This is a genomic window from Kitasatospora brasiliensis (genome assembly GCF_032654805.1).
In the GTDB taxonomy this organism is placed as follows: Bacteria; Actinomycetota; Actinomycetes; order Streptomycetales; family Streptomycetaceae; genus Kitasatospora; species Kitasatospora brasiliensis.
Genome location: NZ_JAUOOW010000005.1, coordinates 165,605 through 185,663, shown reverse-complemented (window position 1 = coordinate 185,663; position 20,059 = coordinate 165,605). Strand labels below are relative to the sequence as shown.

At 72.5% G+C, this 20,059-nt stretch carries 17 protein-coding genes and 1 riboswitch; of the genes, 8 read left to right on the top strand and 9 right to left on the bottom strand.

The window, feature by feature from the left end:
• Positions 1 to 202: 202 nt before the first annotated feature.
• Positions 203 to 1,453 (bottom strand): chymotrypsin family serine protease, encoded by a 1,251-nt coding sequence (locus QWJ13_RS20435; protein ID WP_316526199.1) that lies wholly within the window; start codon positions 1,451 to 1,453, stop codon positions 203 to 205.
• Between the two features lie 415 nt (positions 1,454 to 1,868).
• Here QWJ13_RS20435 and QWJ13_RS20430 point away from each other — a divergent pair, with 415 nt between their 5' ends.
• Both QWJ13_RS20430 and QWJ13_RS34385 read left to right on the top strand, forming a co-directional pair.
• Positions 1,869 to 2,774 carry a DMT family transporter gene (locus QWJ13_RS20430; RefSeq protein WP_316526197.1) on the top strand — a complete coding sequence of 302 codons (906 nt, stop codon included), beginning with the start codon at positions 1,869 to 1,871 and terminating at the stop codon, positions 2,772 to 2,774.
• A 92-nt stretch (positions 2,775 to 2,866) separates the two neighbouring features.
• Positions 2,867 to 3,403 (top strand): class I SAM-dependent methyltransferase, encoded by a 537-nt coding sequence (locus QWJ13_RS34385; RefSeq protein ID WP_432277561.1) that lies wholly within the window; start codon positions 2,867 to 2,869, stop codon positions 3,401 to 3,403.
• Positions 3,404 to 3,469: 66 nt separating this feature from the next.
• Here QWJ13_RS34385 and QWJ13_RS20420 read toward each other — a convergent pair whose 3' ends face one another.
• The gene (locus tag QWJ13_RS20420) at positions 3,470 to 4,210 is read right to left on the bottom strand and encodes a TetR/AcrR family transcriptional regulator (RefSeq protein ID WP_316526195.1); all 741 of its coding nucleotides are present in this window, start codon (positions 4,208 to 4,210) and stop codon (positions 3,470 to 3,472) included.
• Between the two features lie 123 nt (positions 4,211 to 4,333).
• Here QWJ13_RS20420 and QWJ13_RS20415 point away from each other — a divergent pair, with 123 nt between their 5' ends.
• Positions 4,334 to 4,927 (top strand): NADPH-dependent FMN reductase, encoded by a 594-nt coding sequence (locus tag QWJ13_RS20415; protein WP_316526194.1) that lies wholly within the window; start codon positions 4,334 to 4,336, stop codon positions 4,925 to 4,927.
• 44 nt (positions 4,928 to 4,971) lie between these two features.
• Positions 4,972 to 6,495, top strand: coding sequence for an MDR family MFS transporter (locus QWJ13_RS20410; protein ID WP_316526193.1), 1,524 nt, complete (start codon positions 4,972 to 4,974; stop codon positions 6,493 to 6,495).
• A gap of 4 nt (positions 6,496 to 6,499) precedes the next feature.
• Here the strand turns inward: QWJ13_RS20410 and QWJ13_RS20405 are convergent, their stop codons facing one another.
• The 7 genes from QWJ13_RS20405 to gcvT form a co-directional block, all read right to left on the bottom strand.
• Complete coding sequence (locus QWJ13_RS20405; RefSeq protein WP_316526191.1) at positions 6,500 to 7,144, bottom strand: serine/threonine kinase C-terminal domain-containing protein; 645 nt, start codon at positions 7,142 to 7,144, stop codon at positions 6,500 to 6,502.
• Positions 7,145 to 7,421: 277 nt separating this feature from the next.
• Entirely contained in the window at positions 7,422 to 7,946 is a 525-nt protein-coding gene (locus QWJ13_RS20400; protein WP_316526190.1) for a hypothetical protein, read from the bottom strand.
• Positions 7,943 to 9,727, bottom strand: a complete 1,785-nt coding sequence (locus QWJ13_RS20395; RefSeq protein ID WP_316526188.1) for an AbeC-like domain-containing protein — start codon at positions 9,725 to 9,727, stop codon at positions 7,943 to 7,945. The genes QWJ13_RS20400 and QWJ13_RS20395 overlap by 4 nt, the downstream gene beginning before the upstream one ends.
• A 157-nt stretch (positions 9,728 to 9,884) precedes the next feature.
• Positions 9,885 to 11,252: an L-serine ammonia-lyase gene (locus tag QWJ13_RS20390; RefSeq protein ID WP_316526186.1), complete on the bottom strand. Its 1,368-nt coding sequence runs from the start codon at positions 11,250 to 11,252 to the stop codon at positions 9,885 to 9,887.
• A gap of 145 nt (positions 11,253 to 11,397) precedes the next feature.
• Positions 11,398 to 12,678, bottom strand: coding sequence for a serine hydroxymethyltransferase (glyA, locus tag QWJ13_RS20385; RefSeq protein ID WP_316526185.1), 1,281 nt, complete (start codon positions 12,676 to 12,678; stop codon positions 11,398 to 11,400).
• An 86-nt stretch (positions 12,679 to 12,764) separates the two neighbouring features.
• Entirely contained in the window at positions 12,765 to 13,139 is a 375-nt protein-coding gene (gene gcvH, locus QWJ13_RS20380) for a glycine cleavage system protein GcvH (protein ID WP_316526184.1), read from the bottom strand.
• A 100-nt stretch (positions 13,140 to 13,239) separates the two neighbouring features.
• Positions 13,240 to 14,358 carry a glycine cleavage system aminomethyltransferase GcvT gene (gcvT, locus tag QWJ13_RS20375; RefSeq protein ID WP_316526183.1) on the bottom strand — a complete coding sequence of 373 codons (1,119 nt, stop codon included), beginning with the start codon at positions 14,356 to 14,358 and terminating at the stop codon, positions 13,240 to 13,242.
• Positions 14,359 to 14,588: 230 nt separating this feature from the next.
• A riboswitch (glycine riboswitch) is annotated at positions 14,589 to 14,693 on the bottom strand.
• Between the two features lie 225 nt (positions 14,694 to 14,918).
• On the opposite strand from gcvT, the gene QWJ13_RS20370 reads away from it, so the two are divergent.
• From QWJ13_RS20370 to QWJ13_RS20355, 4 genes are all read left to right on the top strand, one after another.
• Positions 14,919 to 15,713, top strand: coding sequence for an enhanced serine sensitivity protein SseB C-terminal domain-containing protein (locus QWJ13_RS20370; protein WP_316526182.1), 795 nt, complete (start codon positions 14,919 to 14,921; stop codon positions 15,711 to 15,713).
• Positions 15,714 to 15,828: 115 nt separating this feature from the next.
• Positions 15,829 to 16,761, top strand: coding sequence for an enhanced serine sensitivity protein SseB C-terminal domain-containing protein (locus QWJ13_RS20365; RefSeq protein WP_316526181.1), 933 nt, complete (start codon positions 15,829 to 15,831; stop codon positions 16,759 to 16,761).
• A 445-nt stretch (positions 16,762 to 17,206) separates the two neighbouring features.
• Positions 17,207 to 18,196 (top strand): ABC transporter permease, encoded by a 990-nt coding sequence (locus tag QWJ13_RS20360; RefSeq protein ID WP_316526180.1) that lies wholly within the window; start codon positions 17,207 to 17,209, stop codon positions 18,194 to 18,196.
• Between the two features lie 91 nt (positions 18,197 to 18,287).
• On the top strand, positions 18,288 to 20,054 hold the full coding sequence (locus tag QWJ13_RS20355) for an ABC transporter substrate-binding protein (RefSeq protein ID WP_316526179.1): 1,767 nt from the start codon (positions 18,288 to 18,290) through the stop codon (positions 20,052 to 20,054).
• The last annotated feature ends 5 nt before the right edge of the window (positions 20,055 to 20,059 follow it).

Here is a 20,059-nt window from a genome sequence, read left to right as displayed (position 1 = left end):
GGCGGCAAGAGCGAGCACGATCCCCGCCGTCACCGGAACTCGAACCTTGGTCATCGTGGACCTCGCTCTCCCTCGCGCTCACATGACAAGTCGTCAACTACGCTACCGCGCCCTGCCGACAGCAGCTCGGCCTTTCCGCGCCCCCCATGCCTGCGCGAGAAGTCGGACCGGCCGACTTCTCGCGCTCGCTCCTCCCCGCCGCTCAGCCCAGTGAGAATCCCATCTGGTTCACCACCGGCGTCATCGGCACGTACAGCACCTGCGCATAACAGGTGGTGGGGCGCGCCGTCGAGCCGCTCGGGCAGCCGACCTCCGACCTCCCGGCCACGATCACGCCCCGGGCCTCCATGTCCCCGTTCGCGCCGGACGGGTTCGCCACCGCCGGACCGCCGCTGTCCCCCTTCGCGACGATCGCCCGCTTGTCGCCGCCCTTCGACTCCGCGAGGTCCACCGGCTTGATCCTGGTGCCCTCGTCGTTCGTCGTCTCCACATCCACCCGCTTGATCTGCACGTCGCACTTCCACCCCGACTGGGCGCCGCTCAGGCAGATCAAGTCCCCGACGTTGTTCCGTCCGGCCCCGTACGTGTGCCGGGACGAGCCGCCGCTGTCCGACCACGACCCGTCGTAGAACCGGCCGCCGCCGTTCCCGTTGACCCCGATCATCCCGACGTCCAGGCCGCTGCCGCTCGACACCAGGTCACCGATGTAGCTGCTGGTGCCGTTGTAGTACCGGCCGCCGCCGCAATGGGCCGCTGTCAACACCACCTTCGTCCCGCCCTTCCAGCCGCTGAACGCCGTCGAGCAGAACGACGACTTGCTCGTGCTCACCTCGGCGCCCGCGTAGTACGGCACCCCGTCGGAGTGCCGGTTGCCGGACAGCGCCACCGGCGTCCCCGCGACGCTCGCCGTCACCGGCATCCCGGCGATCTCGGCGGCCCGTCGGGAGTACGCCAGCGCGGTCGTGTCACCGCCGGTCAGGCGCTTTGCCGTCCCGGGCACGTAGGTGATCGCGATGGCCGCGCCGTCCTCCTGCGGGCCGATCGACGTCCACTCGTCACGCGGCACGGCGGAGGTGAACCGGTCGATCGCGGTGCGCATCTCCGCGCGGGAGTGCGGGGATTGGTGCACCTCGACGGTGAAGCCGTCGGCGCCGTGGGCGTCGAGCAGGGACCGCACCTTCGCCGGGGCCTCGCCCTTCCAGTAGAGGTCGGCGTGCTGGTTCGACGCGTCGATGACCGTCCCCGCGTATCCGGCGGCCGCCGGATCCCCGGACTCCACCCAGTCCTGCACCGGGTCCGTCATCGCGTGGAGCTTCTGCTGGGCCTCCACATCGCGGAGCACCGGGAGGCTGACGGAGCGGATCGGCTCGTCCTGCGCGACATCGACGGCGACCAGGGTGGATGCCGCCACGATCGTCAGGGCCAGGGACAGCAGAAGGCGGGATCGGCGCATGAGCGGCTCCTCCGGGTGGGCTGATGGGCCGACAACCCAGCGTAGGGGCCGATCGACGCTCCGCCACGGCTCGCGGCTCGCCACCTGTTGCGCGCGCTACCCGACGCGCCCCCGCCCGGGACGGATGGGGTGGGTGCTGCGGGGGCGCTTCGGGGTGTTTTCGGCGGCGCTTCCGGGGCGCCGCACAGGAAGTCGGACCGGCCGACTTCCCGTGCCCCTGCTGGTCGGTACGATCGGGGTGTGAACCTGTACTGGCACGTCGTGCTGCCACCGCTCAGCGCCTGATCGGGCGCGCGCTTCGGTGGCTTGATCCCCCGCGACCCCGGCTCGGCCCGCTGACGGCCGCCGTGGGGGGGGCGTGCGCCCGTTCTCGGAACCTGCCTCTGACGGTTTTCGACGACGGAAGTTCACGACTGTGCCGAATCGTTTCCATTCCGCCGCCCGCTCGCGTGGTGGTGCTCTGCCGATCCTGATCGCCGCTGTGCTGTGGGGCACCACCGGGACCGCGAGCTCACTCGCCCCCGGCGGCGCCCCGGCGGCCGGGATCGGGGCCGCCGGGCTGGTGCTCGGCGGGCTCCTGCTGCTCCTGTCCGACCGCTCGGCCCGCGCCCTGCCCCGGCACTGCGCGCCGCGCGAACGACGGCTGCTCGCCGCCGGGGCGCTCGCCGTGGCCGGGTACCCCGTCACCTTCTACCCGGCGGTGAGCCGCACGGGCGTGGCGGTGGCCACCGTGATCGCGCTCGGCAGCGCGCCGGTGTTCACCGGGCTGCTCGGCCGGCTCGCCCGGCAAGGGCGGCCCGGCGGCCGATGGGCCGGGGCCACGGCGCTCGCCGTGCTCGGCTGCGCGGTCCTGGTGCTGGGCCCCGAACTGAGCGGCGACAGTACGGCGGTGGACCCGCTGGGGGTGCTGCTCGCGGCGCTCTCGGGGCTCTCGTACGCCGTGTACTCGCTGATCGGCGGACGGCTCATCGCGGCCGGGCACCCCTCGGGCGGGGTGATGGGGGCGATGTTCGGCGGCGCGGCGCTGATCGTCCTGCCGGTACTGCTCGCGGGCGACACCGGGTGGCTCGCCTCGGCGCGCGGAACGGGCGTGGTGCTCCACCTCGCCGTCATCACCACCTTCCTCGCCTACCGCCTCTTCGGCCACGGCCTCCGGCACACCACCGCCCAGACCGCCACCACCCTCACCCTTGCCGAACCCGCCGTCGCCGCCCTCCTCGGCGTCGCCGCCCTCGGCGAACGCCTACCCGCCCTCTCCTGGTCCGGCCTCGCCATCCTCGCCGCCGGCCTGGCCTTCCTCACCCTCCCGGCACGGCGGTAGCCACCCGCCCCCGCGCAGGAAGTCGGGTCGGCCGACTTCCTGCGCGGTGTGGGGCGGTTGCCGATGCCGGGTGTCTTTGCTGGAGTGGGTGGATGGGACATCCGGGGAGCGCGGGCGAACTGGCGGCGTATGACCGGATCGGGGTGGGGTACCGGCAGGTTCGTCGGCCCGATCCGCGGCTGCATGCGCTGATCGGGGGCGCTCTGGGCGGGGCGCGGACGGTGGTCAACGTGGGGGCGGGGGCTGGGTCGTACGAGCCGGAGGGGGCCGAGGTGACGGCCGTCGACCCCTCGCAGGTGATGCTCGACCAGCATCCGGGGCGGCGGAAGGTCAAGGCGTCGGCCTCTCGACTCCCCTTCGCCGACGGGGCGTTCGATGCGGCGATGGCCGTGCTGACCGTCCACCACTGGCCGGACCTGCGGCAGGGGCTCGCCGAGTTGCGGCGGGTCGCCCGGCGGCGGGCCGACCTGGCCTCGGGGGAGTGGTACCGGCGGTACGCCGACCTGCTCGACCGGGAGAGCGTGGACTACGGCTACCGCCTGGTCGTCGCGGGCGAGCGGGCGCGGGACGTCGGACCGGCCGACTTCCCGCGTGATCGGGCAAGCGCCGAGGGCGGGGTGCGCGAGTGAGCCGGCCGTCCACCCGGGGGCCGACCCGGAGGTGCTCACCGCCGCGCAGTCGGGGGCGTAGAGGGCTCAGAGGCCGAAGTGGGTGGCGATGCCGGTGAGGACGCAGTCGAGGCCGGTTTCGAACTGCCAGTCGGGGTCGTCCTTGCGGGTGGCCTCATGGAGGTAGCGCTGGTAGGCGGGGTAGCGGCCGGTGTTCATCAGGAAGCTCATCTGGGGGGCGAGGCCGATGCGGGTCTGGTGGCCGTCGGACCAGCCGTGCTTGCGGCGCAGGGCGTCCAGGGTGACTTCGGTGGTGACCGAGCCGTGGACGTAGCCGGTGACGGTGCGGAACACCGCCATCGTCGTGTCGGCGTCCAGGCCGTGGCCGGCGAGGGCGGCGAACGCGCGCTCGGGGACGGCCAGTTGGTTGGGGCTGAGGGAGAACGGGGTCGTCGTCCGGACGGTCCACGGGTGGGCCAGGTGCATCGCCCGTAGGTGGACGGCCAGGGCGCGCATGGTGTCCCGCCAGCCCTCGGCGGGGGCGCCGAGCGGGAGTTGGCCGTACACGAAGTCGACCATCAGCTCGATGAGTTCGTCCTTGCCGGAGACGTACCGGTAGGCGGCCATCGGGGCGACGCCGAGGTCGGCGGCCAGTCGGCGCATGGTGACGGCGTCCAGGCCCTCGGCGTCGGCGATGGCGACGGCGGCCTCGGCGATCCGGTGCGCGGTCAGGGTGGTGCGCGGCGCGGGGGCCGGGCGCTCCAGGCGCTCCCAGAGTGAGACCTGGGGCTTGTCGCTGTCGCCGCTGGGGGCCTGCTGGGTGGACATGGGCCCACGGTAGCACTGATGTGTACGGCGTACACCGGCAGTGGACGGCGTACGCGTTGCTGTGTACGTTGTATCCAGAGCCGATACGGCGTACACATCGGCAGATCCTGGAGGGGGATTCCCATGTCCACAGAACAGCACCTGAAGGTCGCGGTCGTACTCGGCAGCACCCGCGACGGCCGCTTCGGCCCGGTGGTCGCCGACTGGCTGCTCGGCCACCTCGAAGCGCACGGCGACCTCGCCGCCGACCGGATCGACCTGGTGGAGACCCCGCTGCCCACCGCCTTCCCGTCCTTCGGCGGCGAAATGGCGCCTGGCGACGCCGAGTTGCTGGCCGCCGTGTCGCCCCGGCTGGAGGCGGCCGACGCCTTCGTGTTCGTCACGCCCGAGTACAACCACAGCTTCCCGGCGCCGCTGAAGAACGCCATCGACTGGCACAACCGGCAGTGGCACGGCAAGCCGGTCGGCTTCGTCTCGTACGGCGGGCTGTCCGGCGGGCTCCGGGCGGTCGAGCAACTGCGGGTGGTGATGGCCGAGTTGAACGCGGCGACGATCCGCAACACGGTCAGCTTCCACGGTGCCGCACAGTGCTTCGACGCCGACGGTCAGGCGAAGGACCCGGCCGCCGACGCCGCCGCCAAGACCATGCTCGACCAACTCGCCTGGTGGGCCCGCGCGTTGCGGGACGCCCGGCAGGCCCGCCCGTTCGCAGCCTGAGTGGCCTGAGTGGCCTGACAGGCCTGAGAGGTCCGAGTGCAGACATGGAAACCACAGAGGACCCGCCCAAGCCGCCGCTGCTCGGGGTGATCGGGCTGATGCTCGGCATCTTCCTCTCGGCCCTCGACGGGCAGATCATCGGCACCGCGCTGCCGACCATCGTCGGCGACCTCGGCGGACTGGAGCACCTCTCCTGGGCGGTCACCGCCTACCTGCTGACCTCCGCCGCCGCCACCCCGTTCTGGGGCCGGCTCGGCGACCTCTACGGGCGCAAGGGCGCCTACCAGTGGGCGGTGGTGCTGTTCCTGGCCGGCTCGATGCTGTCCGGACTCGCCCAGGACATGGGCGAGTTGATCGCCTTCCGGGCGCTCCAGGGCGTCGGCGCGGGCGGACTGATGGTCGGCGCGCTCTCGGTGATCGGGGTGCTGGTGCCCGCGTCCGACCGGGGCCGGGTGCAGTCGGTGATCGGGGTGCTGATGCCGATCGCCTTCGTCGGCGGCCCGCTGCTCGGCGGCTTCCTCACCGACCGGCTCAGCTGGCGTTGGGCGTTCTACGTCAACCTGCCGGTCGGACTGCTCGCGCTGCTCGCGGTGGGCGTCGGGGTACGGCTGCGGACCGAGCGGGTGCGGGCGCCGTTCGACTGGGCCGGCGTGGCCCTGCTGACCACCGGCATCCTCGCGCTCACCCTGGTCAGCAGCTGGGGCGGCACCGAGTACGCCTGGACGTCCCCCTGGATCCTCGGGACGGCCGTGGTGGCGGCGGGCGCGCTCGGCTGGTTCGTCCGGACCGAACTGCGCGCCCCCGGGCCGCTGATCCCGCCCGCTCTGTTCCGCGACCGCAACTTCTCGGTGGCCCAGGTGCTCGGCTTCCTGGCCGGCGCGGTGATGCTCGCCCTGGTCGGCTACCTCCCGCAGTACCTCCAGTTCGTGCAGGGCGCCTCGCCCACCGTCGGAGGCCTGCTCCTGCTGCCGCTGATGCTCGGCATGATGGGCACCCAGCTGGTGACGGCCCGGCTGATGAGCCGGCCGGGCGGCGAGCGCCGCTACCCGCTGCTCGGCGGGACACTGGCCCTGGTCGGCGCCGCGCTGCTGCTGCTCCTGGGCGCGGACACCCCGATCGCCCTCGCCTCCGCCCTCACCGCCGTCGCCGGGATCGGCCTCGGCCTGCTGATGCAGAGCACCCTGCTGACGTCGATGGGCGCCGTGCCGCGCCAGGACATGGGCGCCGCGATGGGCGTGGTCACCCTGCTGCGCAGCATCGGCGGGTCGCTCGGCATGGCCGCCCTCGGCGCGGTCTACACGGCGCGGCTCACCGACGGGCTCACCGCCCACCTGGGCCCCGAGGAGTCCGCCCGCCTCACCGGCGGGGGAGGCCTCACCCCGGCCTCCCTCACCGGATTGCCGCCGGCTGTACGGGACGCCGTCGGCGAGGCCGTCACCAGCGGCCTGCACGGCACGCTCCTCGGCGGCGCCGCCCTGGCGGCGCTGGCCACGGCGGTGGCCTGCCTGGCCCGCCCGGCCCAGGGCGCGGTGGCGGAGGGCGCGCAGGTGAAGGAGACCGTCGGGTAGCGCGTCAGGGGCAGCGGCCGGTGAAGCAGAAGGAGGTGAGCTCCGAACGCAGCAGGTCGCGGAGCGGAGTGGGCCAGCCGCTCTCCGGGCCGGCGACCAGGACGGCCCAGGCGGCGCCGTCCGGACCGGTGAGGATGTGGTCGACCGTGTGGCGGACACCGGTGCCGGCCAGGTCGTAGGAGTACTCCAACTCGGCGCCGCCGTCGGCGGTCCGCTCCAGGCGCAGGCGGCGGTAGCCCGGGAAGCGGGAGGACTGGCCGGCCAGGCTGCTGTCGGTGGCGACGGCCTGCTGGTACGGCGTGTCGGTGCCCATCGCGAACACCTGGATCAGGCTGGTGCGGTCGGGGGAGTCGTAGAACACGGACGTGCCGTCGTCGCGGCGCTGCCAGCCGTCCGGGACGAGGAGGGTGAAGCCCTTCGGGTCCTGGACGGGGGTCAGGCGGACCCCGGTGGGGATGGGCGTGGGCGTGGGGGTGGGCGTGGACGTCGGGGACGGCGAGGCGGACGTCCTCGTGGGGGACGGGCTCGCCGACACCGTCGGCGAGCCCGTGCCGGTGGCGACGGGGGTCGGCTTGCCGCCGTCGTCCCGGGTCAGCAGGTACGCGCCGCCGCCCACGAGCGCCCCGATGAGCGCCGAGGCGACCGCCACCAGCAGCAGCCGCCGGGACGGCCGGACCGGCGGCGGGGGCTCCTCACGGCGGGGAGACGGCGGCGGGGGCTCCTCACGGCGGGGAGACGGCGGTTCCTCGGGGCGGGGAGGCACCGGCGGCACGACCGGAGGCGCCGGAGGTGGCGGAGGTGGCGGAGGCGGCGGAGCCGCACCCGTCGTCACCGGCCGCTCCACCCACCGCTGGAGGTTCTTGTCCCAGTACTGCGCCACCCGTCGCTCCCCCGTCGTCCCGCTTCGCCCCGCCCCGCCCCGCCTCTCAGCCCAGGAACTGCTCGATCGCCTGCACCACCGCGACCGCCGACGCGAGACCGGAGACCACCGTGGTCGAGCTCCGCAGGAGGCCGCGCAGCCGCTCCAACCGGGTGCGCGGGGCCGTTCCGCTCTCCTGGAGCGAGGTGTGGACGGCCGTCACCTCCTGCTCCACCTCGCTCACCCCGTTGCCCTCCACCCGCGCGAACAGCGGCAGCTGGCCCCGCAGTTCGGCCAGCGCCTCCAGCAGCTGCCGCGCCGAGGCGCCCATCCGCACCGAGGCGTCGACCGCCCGGGCGTCCGGCCCGGAGGCCACCGCGCCGCCCGTGAGCACGCCGATGGAGACGCCACCCGCCGCCGGGGCGGGCACCGTCAGCCCGCTGACGTCCGGCACCGCGTCCGCCCCGCCGACCCGCTGGGAGCGGTCCTCCGCGTTGGCGCCGGGGCCCGAGGCGACCGCGCCGCCCGTCATGGCGCCGATCGACACCCCGCCGCTGCTCCCGCTCTGCTCCACGTGCTGTTCCTCGCTCATGTGTTCTCCGCACTCCCCTGCCACGCGGCCGGTCCGACGTTTCCCTGGGCCGCGACGTTCACCTTGGACGTCGCCGTGCCGCCGTTGGTGGCGACGGCGCCACCGCTCATCTCCCCGATGTGGATGCCGCCCGCCATCACCTGCACCACCGTCTGCTCGAAGCGCCCGGTCTCGTAGCCCTGGCGGTGCAGCGCCTCGCGCACGCCGTCGATGACCCGCTCCTGGATCGTCTTCAGGTACCGGTTGATGTCCAGCTCCTGGAAGATCGAGACGGTCCGGGAGGAGGCGGACTCGCGCAGCGACACCATCGGGCGGGCCGACACCGGTGCGGCATCGGCTTCCTCCGCCGCGCCGGCCCGGCCGCCCGGCCGCACCAGGGCCCGGAGCGCCGCCGGACCGGCGGTGAACGCGGACACGGCGGGGCGGCTGCGGCGCAGCCGCGTGCCCTGCTGGGCCGCCGCGTCCGCCAGCAGCTCGTACTCGCGCCACACCGGCCCGAGCACGTGCGGGACGACCTCCAGCACCAGCAGCCCGCCCTGGGTGTGCACCCGCAGGTGCACGGTCAGCACCACCTGCTCGTCCCAGGCGCCGACCCGGACCCGCAGGAAGTGCCGGCGCCGCTCGCCGCCCTCGTCCACCGCCTCGGCGATGTGCTGGGTGATGTCGGCCTGCCCGCGGGGCACGTTGCCGCGGGTCGGCCCGTACGGGAGGAAGACCACGTGGTCGATCTCCAGGTCCCGCAGCCGGTCCAGGCTGGTGTCGGCGGTGGCCTGCCGCAGGTCGGCCAGGCGCGGAACGACCAGTTCCAGCACGGCGCGCGCGGTGAGCTCCCCGTCGGGGACGGCCACCGGACCGGTCTGGCGGCGCTTCAGCTCCAGCGAGAACGACCAGGCGCGGTACGGGAATCCGGCGCCGAGGAAGGGGTCGGCGGGGTCGTAGACGATCAGCTGGGAGTCCTGCTCGGCGGCGATCGCCCGCCGCAGCCGCCGGTAGTACGGCCGGTCGGGCAGCGCGAGCGGCGTCCCGTCGCCGAAACCCCCGCGGCTCAGTTCCCGTCGGACGAGCTGCGCGACCAGCAGCCGGTGCCCGCCGATCGTCGCGGCGAGCGCCAGCGGGAACAGCGCGCCCTCCGGGTGCGAGTGGAAGAGGGACACCACCGCCGCCACCCAGTACCAGAGCTGGAGGATCACGGCGCCGGCCGTACGGAAGCCGCCGGAGCGCCGTGCGGTGGCCCGGGTGCCGCCCGGCGTGGCGGGGGCGTACAGCGCGTACTCGCGGACCCGCGCGGGCTTGGCGAACCAGGAGACCAGCGTGACCAGGGCGTACGCGACGGCGAAGTTGGTGGTCTGGGCGGGCAGGTGCTCGGCGAGCGAGCCGAACGGCTGGTCGGACGCCGAGCCGGCGTACGAGCCGTAGCCGCCCGCCCGCCCGTCGTACGGGCCCCAGAGGCCGCCCGACGACGTGTCCTCGAAGGCCGGTGCGATCGAGGTGTACGCGAAGCCGAGCCAGATCGCGGCGAGCACCGCGCCGGTCCGCAGCTCCAGCACGCGGGCCCGCAGCGCGTGTGCCAGGACGGTGATCGCGTCGAAGCCGAGCGAGGGCGGGACGGTGCGTTCGTCGTGCTCGACCAGCTCGCCGATCACCCGCCGGCGGAACTCCGGGTCGAGGTACACCCCGGCGCACATCAGCCGGGTGGCCTCGGACTTGGCGTGCGGGGACGGCGGCGGATCCGGTGGAGGCCCGTACGGTTGCTGGTGGGGCACCGACGCCTGGTAGTCCATTCACATCCCCCTTCGGCGTGCGCCAACCCGACGGGATTATGGACCTCCCGGCGTGCCGTCGCCAGTGGCAGAGCGAAAGCCCCCCGGGCGGACGGGAGTTCCGCCCGGGGGGCCTGAGGCGAGGGGCTCGCGGCACAGGGCCGTCAAACCGCGGCGATCAGCACTCGATGACGTTCACGGCGAGACCGCCGCGCGAGGTCTCCTTGTACTTGATCTTCATGTCCGCGCCCGTCTCCTTCATCGTCTTGATCGCCTTGTCCAGCGAGACGTGGTGACGCCCGTCGCCGCGCAGCGCCATCCGGGCGGCGGTGACGGCCTTGACCGAGGCCATGCCGTTGCGCTCGATGCAGGGGATCTGGACCAGGCCGCCGACCGGGTCGCAGGTGAGGCCGAGGTTGTGCTCGATGCCGATCTCGGCGGCGTTCTCGACCTGCTCGGGGGTGCCGCCGAGGACCTCGGCGAGGCCGCCCGCGGCCATCGAGCAGGCGGAGCCGACCTCGCCCTGGCAGCCGACCTCGGCGCCGGAGATGGAGGCGTTCTCCTTGAAGAGCATGCCGATGGCGCCGGCGGCGAGGAGGAAGCGGACGATGCCCTCGTCGTCGGCGCCCGGGATGAAGTTCAGGTAGTAGTGCAGGGTGGCCGGGATGATCCCGGCGGCGCCGTTGGTCGGCGCGGTGACGACCCGGCGGCCGGAGGCGTTCTCCTCGTTGACCGCCATCGCGTAGAGGGTCACCCACTCCATCGCGTTGGCCGGCCCGATCCCCTCGGCGCGCAGCGTCCGCGCCGCCGCGGCGGCCCGGCGGCGGACCTTCAGCCCACCCGGCAGGATGCCCTCGCGGGTCATGCCGGCCCGCACGCACTCCTGCATCACGGACCAGATCTCCAGCAGCCCGGTGCGGATCTCCTCCTCGCTGCGCCAGGCCTTCTCGTTCTCCAGCATCAGGCCGGAGATGGACAGCCCGGTCTCGCGGGTGAGCCGCAGCAGCTCCTCGCCGGTGCGGAAGGGGTAGCGCAGCGCGGTGTCGTCGGGCTTGACCCGGTCCGCGCCGATCGCGTCCTCGTCCACCACGAAGCCGCCGCCGACCGAGTAGTAGGTCTTCTCCAGCAGGGTCGAGCCGTCGGCCGCGTACGCCCACAGGGTCATGCCGTTGGCGTGGTACGGCAGCGAGCGCCGGCGGTGCAGCACCAGCTGGGTGTCCGGGTCGAAGTCGATGGTGTGCTCGCCGAGCAGGTTGATCCGCTTCTCGGCGATGATCCGCTCGACGTCCTTGTCGGCCTGGTCGACGTCGACGGTGCGGGGCGAGGCGTTCTCCAGGCCCAGCAGGACGGCCTTCGGGGTGCCGTGGCCGTGGCCGGTGGCGCCGAGCGAGCCGTACAGCTCGGCGCGCACGCCCGTCACCCGGTCCAGCAGGCCCTCGGAGCGCAGTCGGCGGGCGAACATCCGGGCGGCGCGCATCGGGCCCACGGTGTGGGAGCTCGACGGGCCGATGCCGATGGAGAAGAGGTCGAAGACGCTGATGGCCACGGGGACGTCCTTGTCTGGTCTCGTGGAAGGACGGGCAGGGGGATGACACGGGACGGGGCACCGCGCGCACTGTCCAGTGTGCGCGGTGCCCCGGGGGCCCAGGTGCGCCGGCGGGGTGAGGCCGGTCACCTCATCCCGAGCGGGATCACTCCTGGTTGCCCAGGGTGGGGTAGAGCGGGTACTTGTCGGCCAGGGCGGTGACCCGGGCCTTCAGCGCGGCGGCGACGGTCTCGTCGAAGGCGGGCTTGAGCGCCTCGGCGATGACGTCGGCGACCTCGCGGAAGTCCTCGGCCTGGAAACCGCGGGTGGCCAGGGCCGGGGTGCCGATGCGCAGGCCCGAGGTGACCATCGGCGGGCGCGGGTCGTTCGGGACGGCGTTGCGGTTGACGGTGATGCCGACCTCGTGCAGCCGGTCCTCGGCCTGCTGGCCGTCGAGCTGGCTGTTGCGCAGGTCGACCAGGACCAGGTGGACGTCGGTGCCGCCGGAGAGCACGGTGGCGCCGGCCTCGGCCACGTCGGCCTGGAGCAGACGCTCGGCGAGGATGCGGGCACCGTCCAGGGTGCGCTGCTGGCGCTCCTTGAACTCCTCCGAGGCCGCGACCTTGAAGGCGACCGCCTTGCCGGCGATCACGTGCTCCAGCGGGCCGCCCTGCTGGCCGGGGAAGACCGCGGAGTTGATCTTCTTGGCGTACTCGGCCTTGGACAGGATGACGCCGCCGCGCGGGCCGCCCAGGGTCTTGTGGGTGGTGGTGGTGACGACGTCCGCGTACGGCACCGGGTTCGGGTGCAGACCGGCGGCCACCAGGCCGGCGAAGTGCGCCATGTCCACCATGAGCAGCGCGCCGACCTCGTCGGCGATCCGGCGGAACGCGGCGAAGTCCAGCTGGCGCGGGTAGGCGGACCACCCGGCGATGATCAGCTTCGGCTGGTGCTCCTTGGCGAGGCGCTCGACCTCGGCCATGTCGACCTGGCCGGTCTTCTCGTCCACGTGGTACGCGGCCACGTTGTAGAGCTTGCCGGAGAAGTTGATCTTCATGCCGTGGGTCAGGTGACCGCCGTGGGCCAGGCTCAGGCCCAGGATGGTGTCGCCCGGCTGGATCAGCGCGAACATCGCGGCGGCGTTGGCCTGCGCGCCGGAGTGCGGCTGGACGTTGGCGTGCTCGGCGCCGAACAGGGCCTTGATGCGGTCGATGGCGATCTGCTCGACCACGTCGACGTGCTCGCAGCCGCCGTAGTAGCGGCGGCCGGGGTAGCCCTCGGCGTACTTGTTGGTGAGAACCGAGCCCTGGGCCTCCATGACCGCCACCGGGGCGAAGTTCTCGGAGGCGATCATCTCCAGGGTGGTCTGCTGGCGGTGCAGCTCGGCGTCGACCGCGGCGGCGATCTCCGGGTCGAGGGCGTGCAGGGACTGGTTGAGAACCGTCATGGTGGTGGTCTTCCCGGTGGAGGAGGAAAGGGGGCCGCGGCTGGGGCGGGGCGGCCGCCGAACGGAGACCGCCCCGGTCAGGTGTCTCAGCCGCCGATGAAGGCGGTGTACTCGTCCGCGCTGAGCAGCGTGTCGGTGGCCTCGACGCGCACCTTGATCAGCCAGGCGTTGCCGAACGGGTCGGCGTTCACCATGGCCGGGTCGGAGACGACGTCCTCGTTGATCTCGACGACCTCGCCGGTCACCGGGGAGAACAGGTCGCTGACCGACTTGGTCGACTCCAGCTCGCCACAGGTCTCGCCGGCGGTCACGGTGTCGCCGACGGCCGGCAGCTGCACGTAGACGATGTCACCCAGGGCGGTGGCGGCGTGCTCGGTGATGCCGACCGTGGAGACACCGGCCTCGGCGGCGGTCAGCCACTCGTGCTCCTTGGTGTACTGAAGGTGCTGGGGGTTGCTCATGGCGTCATTCTCCAGGATGGGAAGCGGGCACGGCGAAGCGGGCCGCCGCTCGGACGGCTCGCGACGTGCGGGTATGGGAAATCGGGGGCTTCGGCGAGCCTCAGCGGGCGCGCTTGTAGAACGGCAGCGCGACGACCTGGACGGGCTCGTGCTTGCCGCGCACGTCCACCGCGACGGTGGTGCCGGGCTCGGCGTGGGCGGCGTCCACGTAGGCCATCGCGATCGGCCGGCCCAGGGTCGGGGACGGCGCGCCGGAGGTGATCCGGCCGATCGGCTCGCCCTCGGTGGAGACCACGGTGTACTCGGCGCGCGGCACCCGCTTGCCCTCGGAGACCAGGCCGACCAGCTTCTTCGGCGGGTTGGCCTCGGCCGCCGCGGCGGCCTGCTCCAGCGCCTTGCGGCCGACGAAGGCGCCCTCGTTGGTGGTCTTGTCGAAGCGGACGACCCGGCCCAGGCCGGCGTCGAACGGGGTGAGCTCGGTGGACAGCTCGTGCCCGTACAGCGGCATGCCGGCCTCCAGGCGCAGCGTGTCGCGGCAGGACAGGCCGCACGGGACCAGGCCGTGGCCCTCGCCGGCGGCGGTCAGCGCCTGCCAGACGTGCTCGGCGTCGACCGGGTGGCAGAAGATCTCGAAGCCGTCCTCGCCGGTGTAGCCGGTACGGGCGAGCAGCACGTCGCGGTCGGCCACCTGGGCCGGGAGGATCGCGTAGTACTTCAGGCCGGGCAGGTCGGCGTCGGTGGTCGCGGCCAGGATGCCGGTGGCCTCCGGGCCCTGGACGGCGATCAGCGCGTAGGTGTCGCGGTCGTCGGTGACGACGGCGTCGAAGCCCTTGGCGCGGGCGATCAGCTCGTCGAGGACCAGCTGGGCGTTGGAGGCGTTGGCGACGACCAGGAAGGCGTCCTCGCGCAGGCGGTAGACGATCAGGTCGTCCAGGATGCCGCCGTCCTCGGCGCAGATCATGGTGTAGCGGGCGCGCAGCTCGCCCAGCGCGGAGACGAAGCCGACCAGCGCGTGGTCCAGCATCTCGCCGGCCTGCGGCCCGGTGACGGTGATCTCGCCCATGTGCGAAAGGTCGAACAGGCCGGCCTTGGTACGGACGGCGAGGTGCTCCTCGCGCTCGCTGCCGTAGCGCAGCGGCATGTCCCAGCCGGCGAAGTCGGTCATGGTGGCGCCAAGGCTGCGGTGCAGCGCGTCGAGCGCGGTCAGGCGGAGGGACATGGCCAGGAACTCCTCGGTCGGGGCACTCAGGGGTGCACGCGACGGACCGGTCCCGCTCGGGGGCCGACCCTGCGCGCGGGCATGCGGCGGCGTGGGTCTCCCCATCTGTCGTCGAACCTGAGAGCTTCACCGCCCGCCTGCCCGAAGCTGATTTCAGCTTGGGGGACAGCATGGCGGCTTGCACCGTGGGTGGGCGTCCGACAGGGCCGGGCGCCGCTTTCCAGATGTGCCTAACCCGTGCGGTAGGGGTGCCTGAGAGATTCCGGGGAGGACTTGCTCCTTCGGCGCCGGCTGTGCCCCGGGCGGGGCATTCCGGGCTCTCCCGCGCGGGTTCGAGCGGCCGGTATGGAGTTGTGGGGGCCCGCGGCGCATGCCGTCGGACGCGCACATCATGGCACGTCCCCGGTAGCGAGGGGGAGAGGGGACCCGGTCACATGAGGCCCGCTCACACGGCGTGGTCCCGAACAGGAGCCCTAACGTCGGGAGCCCCGGGCCCTAGACTGCTGCGCGTCGGCGCAGCAGAGGGCGGCCGACCGGCATGAGGGCGGAATCGGCGGCGCATGGGATACCCGGTGGAGCAGCAGCAGGGGTGGGGCGGACCGGAGGAGGCGCCGGCGGGCGGCTCCTGGCCGGCCAACGAGCTGGAGCAGGTGCTGACCGCGGCCCTGGGCGATCCGGGCGCGACCCCGCGGGTGGTCGAGGTGCTGGCCCGCAGTCAGGTGTGGGTGCCGCTGCCGGCCGGGGCCGATCCGCAGGGGCAGTCGCTGGACCTGCCGACCATCGAGCTGGGCGGCGACCCGTACGTCCCGGTGTTCTCCTCGCAGGAGGTGTTCCTCCGGCACGCACCGGGGATGGCCTTCGCGATCGCACCGGTCTGGGAGTTCGCCCGCGGGCTGCCGCTGGGCGTGGGCATCGCGGTGAACCCGGAGGCCGCGGTGGGCATCCCGGTGCCGCCGCAGGGGGTCGCCGAGCTGCGCCGGGGGCCGCGCGAGGAGCGCTGGGAGGACCCGGCGGCGCCGACCGGCGGGCGGGTGGCGCTGCGCGAGCCGGTGCCGGGCGAGGACCCGGAGCACTTCCTGGCCGCCTGCCGGGCCGAACTGACGGCGCTGCCCGGGGTGTTGACCGCCCGTAGGGCGCTGGCCAGCATCGAGGGCGAGCCGACGGTGATGTTCGTGGGCGTCCAGTTGGACCCGGCGGCCCCGGCCGAACCGGCCGCGGTGAACGAGGCACTCGGGCGAGCGCTGGGAACCGCGCCGCTGCCCGGAGGCGTCCACCTCGTACTGCTCGACCTCGCCGACGACCCGGTGGTCGAGTGGCTGCTCACCCGGGTGATGCCCTTCTACGCCAGGGCCTGAGCGGTTCGTATGACAGGCACGTCGCCGTGGCGGTGGCCGGTGCCGCGCCATAGGGTGCGTGCAGACGGCCGACGGGCCGGCGGGTTCGAGGAAAGAGGCGCGGCGAGGTGGGCGCATGAGTGCGGGAGCAGGAGCGGGCGGTGTGCCGGGGCCCTGGGGCCAGGCACCGGCCGGGCGCCCGGGAGCTGACCCGGGCGCGTTGGAGCGCGCCCTGCGCGAGGTCGCGCCGGAGCGCTACGACGCGTACGAGCGCCTGCTGCACGCGCTGGCGGACGGCCAGGTCTGGATGCTGCTGTGGCACGGCACGCCGGGCAGCCCGGACGCCCAGTACGGGAACATGGAGATCAGCGGCCACGGCTACGCGCCGGCCGTCACCTCGTCCGAGCAGCTGACCTCCTCCGGCTGGGGCCGGGCCCACGAGGTCATCTCCGGCCGGGAGATCGCCGCCTCGCTGTACCGCACCCGCTGGGGCCTGTGGCTCAATCCGCACGCGCCCGGCGGCGGCGTCGGGGTGCCCTGGGCGGACCTGCGGCGGATCGCCGCGGGCCTGGAGCGGCTGCCCGCCGGGCCGTTGAAGCTGAGCGAGCCGCAGCTGAACGCCCAGCCGTTCTTCGCGCTGCTGGAGCGCCAGGCCGCCGAGGTGCGCGCGGTACGGGCGCTGCGCCGGGCCTGGGTGCAGCCCGCGGTGGGGGAGTCGTACCTGGCCATCGGCCTTGACCTGTACGAGAGTTCGCCGCAGGCCGTGGAGGCGGTGCGGGCGCTGATGCAGCGGGCGATCGCGGTGGCCCCGGAGGGGCTCGCGGTGTCCACGGTGGCGATGTCGGACGAGTACGACCCGGTGGCGCTGTGGATGCGCGCCAACGCGCGGCCGTTCTTCGACCGGGAGGCGGGCCGCCCGCCGACCGGCCCGTACCCGCCGGTGCCGCCGCCGGCCTACCCGGGGCAGTCGATGCCGGGTTACGCCTACGGCACCCAGCCGCCCGCGACGGGCTGGCAGCAACAGCAGCAGCCGTCGCAGCGGCCGTGGCCCGGGTACCCTGGGCGCTGAATCGCAAAACCAATTCCCCGAAGCCGACTTGACTGTCCGTCGAGTCGGCTTCGATGCTTTCCGGACGAATTTTCCGGCACGTGCTCGGATCATCTTGACATGATCGTTACAGCAATGTGAAGAGTCATATGCCGAAGATCGCCGAGGTGCATGCGCGCAGATCACAGTTGGGCATCTGTCGGTTGTCAGGGCTGGCGCAAGCCAGTTCGGATGGCAGAGAGTTCTGCGCAACGCACCGCGCGTACTCGAACCCCACAAAGGTGAGCGCGGCCGCCGACAGCCCGCCCGCGCGAAGCCCATCCCGCGTGTTGGCAGCGCCTGTGCACGACGCGCTGCCGTCAACACTCGCTCCTCCTAAGCACCTCCGCACGTCCGTAGCCGCACCGCCGAAGCCGACGGCCGGCACCCGTGGGCCGGCCACCGTCGGCGAGGGGACCAACTGACCATGACCGCATCCGTGACCACCGCCGGGAACGAACCGGAGGCGCCCGCCGCCGCCGGCCCGGCCAAGAAGATCGAGGGCCGCTCCCTCGGGCAGATCGCCTGGACCCGCTTCAAGCGGGACAAGGCCGCCGTCGCCGGCGGCGTCGTGGTGATCGTCCTGATCCTGCTCGCCGTGCTGGCCAAGCCGATCGAGTCGATGTTCGGGCTCGACCCGGACGCCCTCCACCAGGACCTGCTGGACGCCGACCTCGGTGGACTGCCGCTCGGCGACTGGGGCGGCATGAGCCTGGACCACCCGCTCGGCGTGGACCCGCTCCAGGGCCGTGACCTGCTCACCCGCATCATCGAGGGCTCCTGGGTCTCCCTGCTGGTCGCCTTCGGCGCGACCGTCCTGTCCAACACCATCGGCACCGTGCTCGGCATCATGGCCGGCTACTACGGCGGCTGGGTGGACACCCTGATCAGCCGGGTGATGGACGTCTTCCTGGCGTTCCCGCTGCTGCTCTTCGCCATCGCGATCTCGACCTCGCTCCAGGGCGGCGCGTTCGGCCTGCACGGCCTGCCGCTGCACATCATGGTGCTGATCTTCGTGATCGGCTTCTTCAACTGGCCCTACATGGGCCGGATCGTGCGCGGCCAGACGCTGTCGCTGCGCGAGCGGGAGTTCGTCCACGCGGCCCGCAGCCTGGGCGCCCGCGGCCCGTTCATCCTGTTCAAGGAGCTGCTGCCGAACCTGGTCGGTCCGATCCTGGTCTACTCGACCCTGCTGATCCCGACCAACATCCTCTTCGAGGCCGGGCTGAGCTTCCTCGGCGTCGGCATCCAGCCGCCGCAGGCCTCCTGGGGCGGCATGCTCCAGGACGCGATCCGGTACTACCAGGTGGACCCCCAGTACATGGTGGTCCCGGGTCTGGCGATCTTCATCACCGTGCTCGCCTTCAACCTGCTCGGCGACGGCCTGCGCGACGCCCTCGACCCGAAGAACAACTGACCCAGCGTCAGCCACTGGCGCCGCGTCACCCGTTGGCCCCGCGCCAGGACCCTCATACCGCCTCCACATCCCCAAGGGGTTGATCTCACCCATGCGTAGGTCCCGTACCGTCGCCCTGACCGCGGCGGCCGCCGCCGCGGTCCTGGTCGTGACCGGTTGCACCAGCTCGTCGAAGAGCGGCGGCGACGCGTCGTCCTCCGGCTCCGCGGGCGGCTCCGGCGCCAACGCGGCCACCAAGAGCATCGTCAACGCCTCGGACAAGAAGGGCGGGACGGTCACCTTCGAGATGAAGGGCACCCCGGACTCGCTCGACCCGGGCAACACCTACTACGCGTACGTCTACAACTTCTCGCGCCTGTACGCCCGTTCGCTGATCACCTTCAACCCGGCGCCCGGCGAGGAGGGCAACAAGACCGTCCCGGACCTCGCCGAGTCGGCGGGCCAGCCGAGCGCGGACGGCCTGACCTGGACGTACAAGCTGCGCGCCGGTCTGAAGTACGACGACGGCACCCCGATCACCTCGAAGGACGTCAAGTACGCCGTCGAGCGCTCCAACTTCACGGACGTGCTCACCAACGGCCCGACGTACTTCCGCAACCTGCTGGTCGACAACGCGACGCCGTACCAGGGTCCGTACAAGGACAAGGAGGGCGGCCTGGACTCGATCCAGACGCCGGACGACCTCACCATCGTCTTCCACCTCCAGCACCCGTTCGCGGACTTCGACTACCTGGTCGCCACCCCGCAGACCGCGCCCGTCCCGCAGGCGAAGGACACCGGCGCCGACTACGTCAAGCACGTGGCCTCCTCGGGCTCCTACAAGTTCGAGTCCTACGAGGACGGCAAGCAGGCCGTCCTGGTGCCGAACCCCAACTGGGACAAGGCCAGCGACCCGATCCGCAAGCAGCTCGGCGACAAGATCGTGCTGCGCTTCAACATCGACCAGGCCACCATCGACAAGGACCTGCTGGCCGGCAACGCCCAGGTCGACCTCGGCGGCCTCGGTGTCGACCCGCAGACCCAGGCGCAGATCCTCCAGGACCCGAAGCTCAAGGCCAACACGGACAACGCCTACGGCGGCCGCCTGGTCTACATGGCGATCAACTCCAAGCTCGCGCCGTTCGACAACGTCGAGTGCCGCAAGGCCGTCCAGTACGCGATCGACAAGGTCTCGGTGCAGACCGCGCTGGGCGGGCCGATCCGCGGCCAGATCGCCAACACGGTGCTCCCGCCGGACATCCCGGGCCACCAGGACTTCAACACCTTCGAGACCAAGGACAACAAGGGTGACGAGGCCAAGGCCAAGGACGCCCTGAAGGCCTGCGGCAAGGAGGGCGGCTTCAACACCGTCATCTCGGCCCGCACCGAGCGCGGCACCGAGATCGCCGCGGCGACCTCGATCCAGGCCGCGCTGAAGAAGGTCGGCATCAACGCCGAGATCCAGCAGTACCCGTCGTCCAAGTACCTGACCGACAACGCCGGTTCGCCGAAGTTCGCGGCGGACCACAACATCGGTCTGATGATGATGCAGTGGGGCGCCGACTGGCCGACCGGCTACGGCTTCCTCCAGCAGATCGTCGACGGTCGCGCGATCAAGGACACCGGCAACAGCAACCTGGGCCAGCTCCAGGACCCGGCGGTCGACAAGCTGATCGACGACGCCGCCACCAACTCGGACAAGTCGGCCCGCGAGAAGATCTACGCCGACATCGACAAGAAGGTCATGGACTCGGCGGTCTACGTCCCGCTGACCTACTTCAAGGTCTTCCTGTACCGCCCGAACAACGCCACCAACCTGGCCTCCACGTCGGCGTTCTCCGGTCAGTACGACTACCTGAACATCGGCACCACCAAGTAAGAGCC

What these genes read in the sequence shown, in the direction of transcription:
- QWJ13_RS20435 (WP_316526199.1), bottom strand. Translation starts at nt 1,453, where the DNA reads ATGCGCCGATCCCGCCTTCTGCTGTCCCTGGCCCTGACGATCGTGGCG.
- QWJ13_RS34385 (WP_432277561.1), top strand. Translation starts at nt 2,867, where the DNA reads ATGGGACATCCGGGGAGCGCGGGCGAACTGGCGGCGTATGACCGGATC.
- QWJ13_RS20420 (WP_316526195.1), bottom strand. Translation starts at nt 4,210, where the DNA reads ATGTCCACCCAGCAGGCCCCCAGCGGCGACAGCGACAAGCCCCAGGTC.
- QWJ13_RS20415 (WP_316526194.1), top strand. Translation starts at nt 4,334, where the DNA reads ATGTCCACAGAACAGCACCTGAAGGTCGCGGTCGTACTCGGCAGCACC.
- QWJ13_RS20410 (WP_316526193.1), top strand. Translation starts at nt 4,972, where the DNA reads ATGGAAACCACAGAGGACCCGCCCAAGCCGCCGCTGCTCGGGGTGATC.
- QWJ13_RS20400 (WP_316526190.1), bottom strand. Translation starts at nt 7,946, where the DNA reads ATGAGCGAGGAACAGCACGTGGAGCAGAGCGGGAGCAGCGGCGGGGTG.
- QWJ13_RS20395 (WP_316526188.1), bottom strand. Translation starts at nt 9,727, where the DNA reads ATGGACTACCAGGCGTCGGTGCCCCACCAGCAACCGTACGGGCCTCCA.
- glyA (WP_316526185.1), bottom strand. Translation starts at nt 12,678, where the DNA reads ATGACGGTTCTCAACCAGTCCCTGCACGCCCTCGACCCGGAGATCGCC.
- gcvH (WP_316526184.1), bottom strand. Translation starts at nt 13,139, where the DNA reads ATGAGCAACCCCCAGCACCTTCAGTACACCAAGGAGCACGAGTGGCTG.
- gcvT (WP_316526183.1), bottom strand. Translation starts at nt 14,358, where the DNA reads ATGTCCCTCCGCCTGACCGCGCTCGACGCGCTGCACCGCAGCCTTGGC.
- QWJ13_RS20370 (WP_316526182.1), top strand. Translation starts at nt 14,919, where the DNA reads ATGGGATACCCGGTGGAGCAGCAGCAGGGGTGGGGCGGACCGGAGGAG.
- QWJ13_RS20365 (WP_316526181.1), top strand. Translation starts at nt 15,829, where the DNA reads ATGAGTGCGGGAGCAGGAGCGGGCGGTGTGCCGGGGCCCTGGGGCCAG.
- QWJ13_RS20360 (WP_316526180.1), top strand. Translation starts at nt 17,207, where the DNA reads ATGACCGCATCCGTGACCACCGCCGGGAACGAACCGGAGGCGCCCGCC.
- QWJ13_RS20355 (WP_316526179.1), top strand. Translation starts at nt 18,288, where the DNA reads ATGCGTAGGTCCCGTACCGTCGCCCTGACCGCGGCGGCCGCCGCCGCG.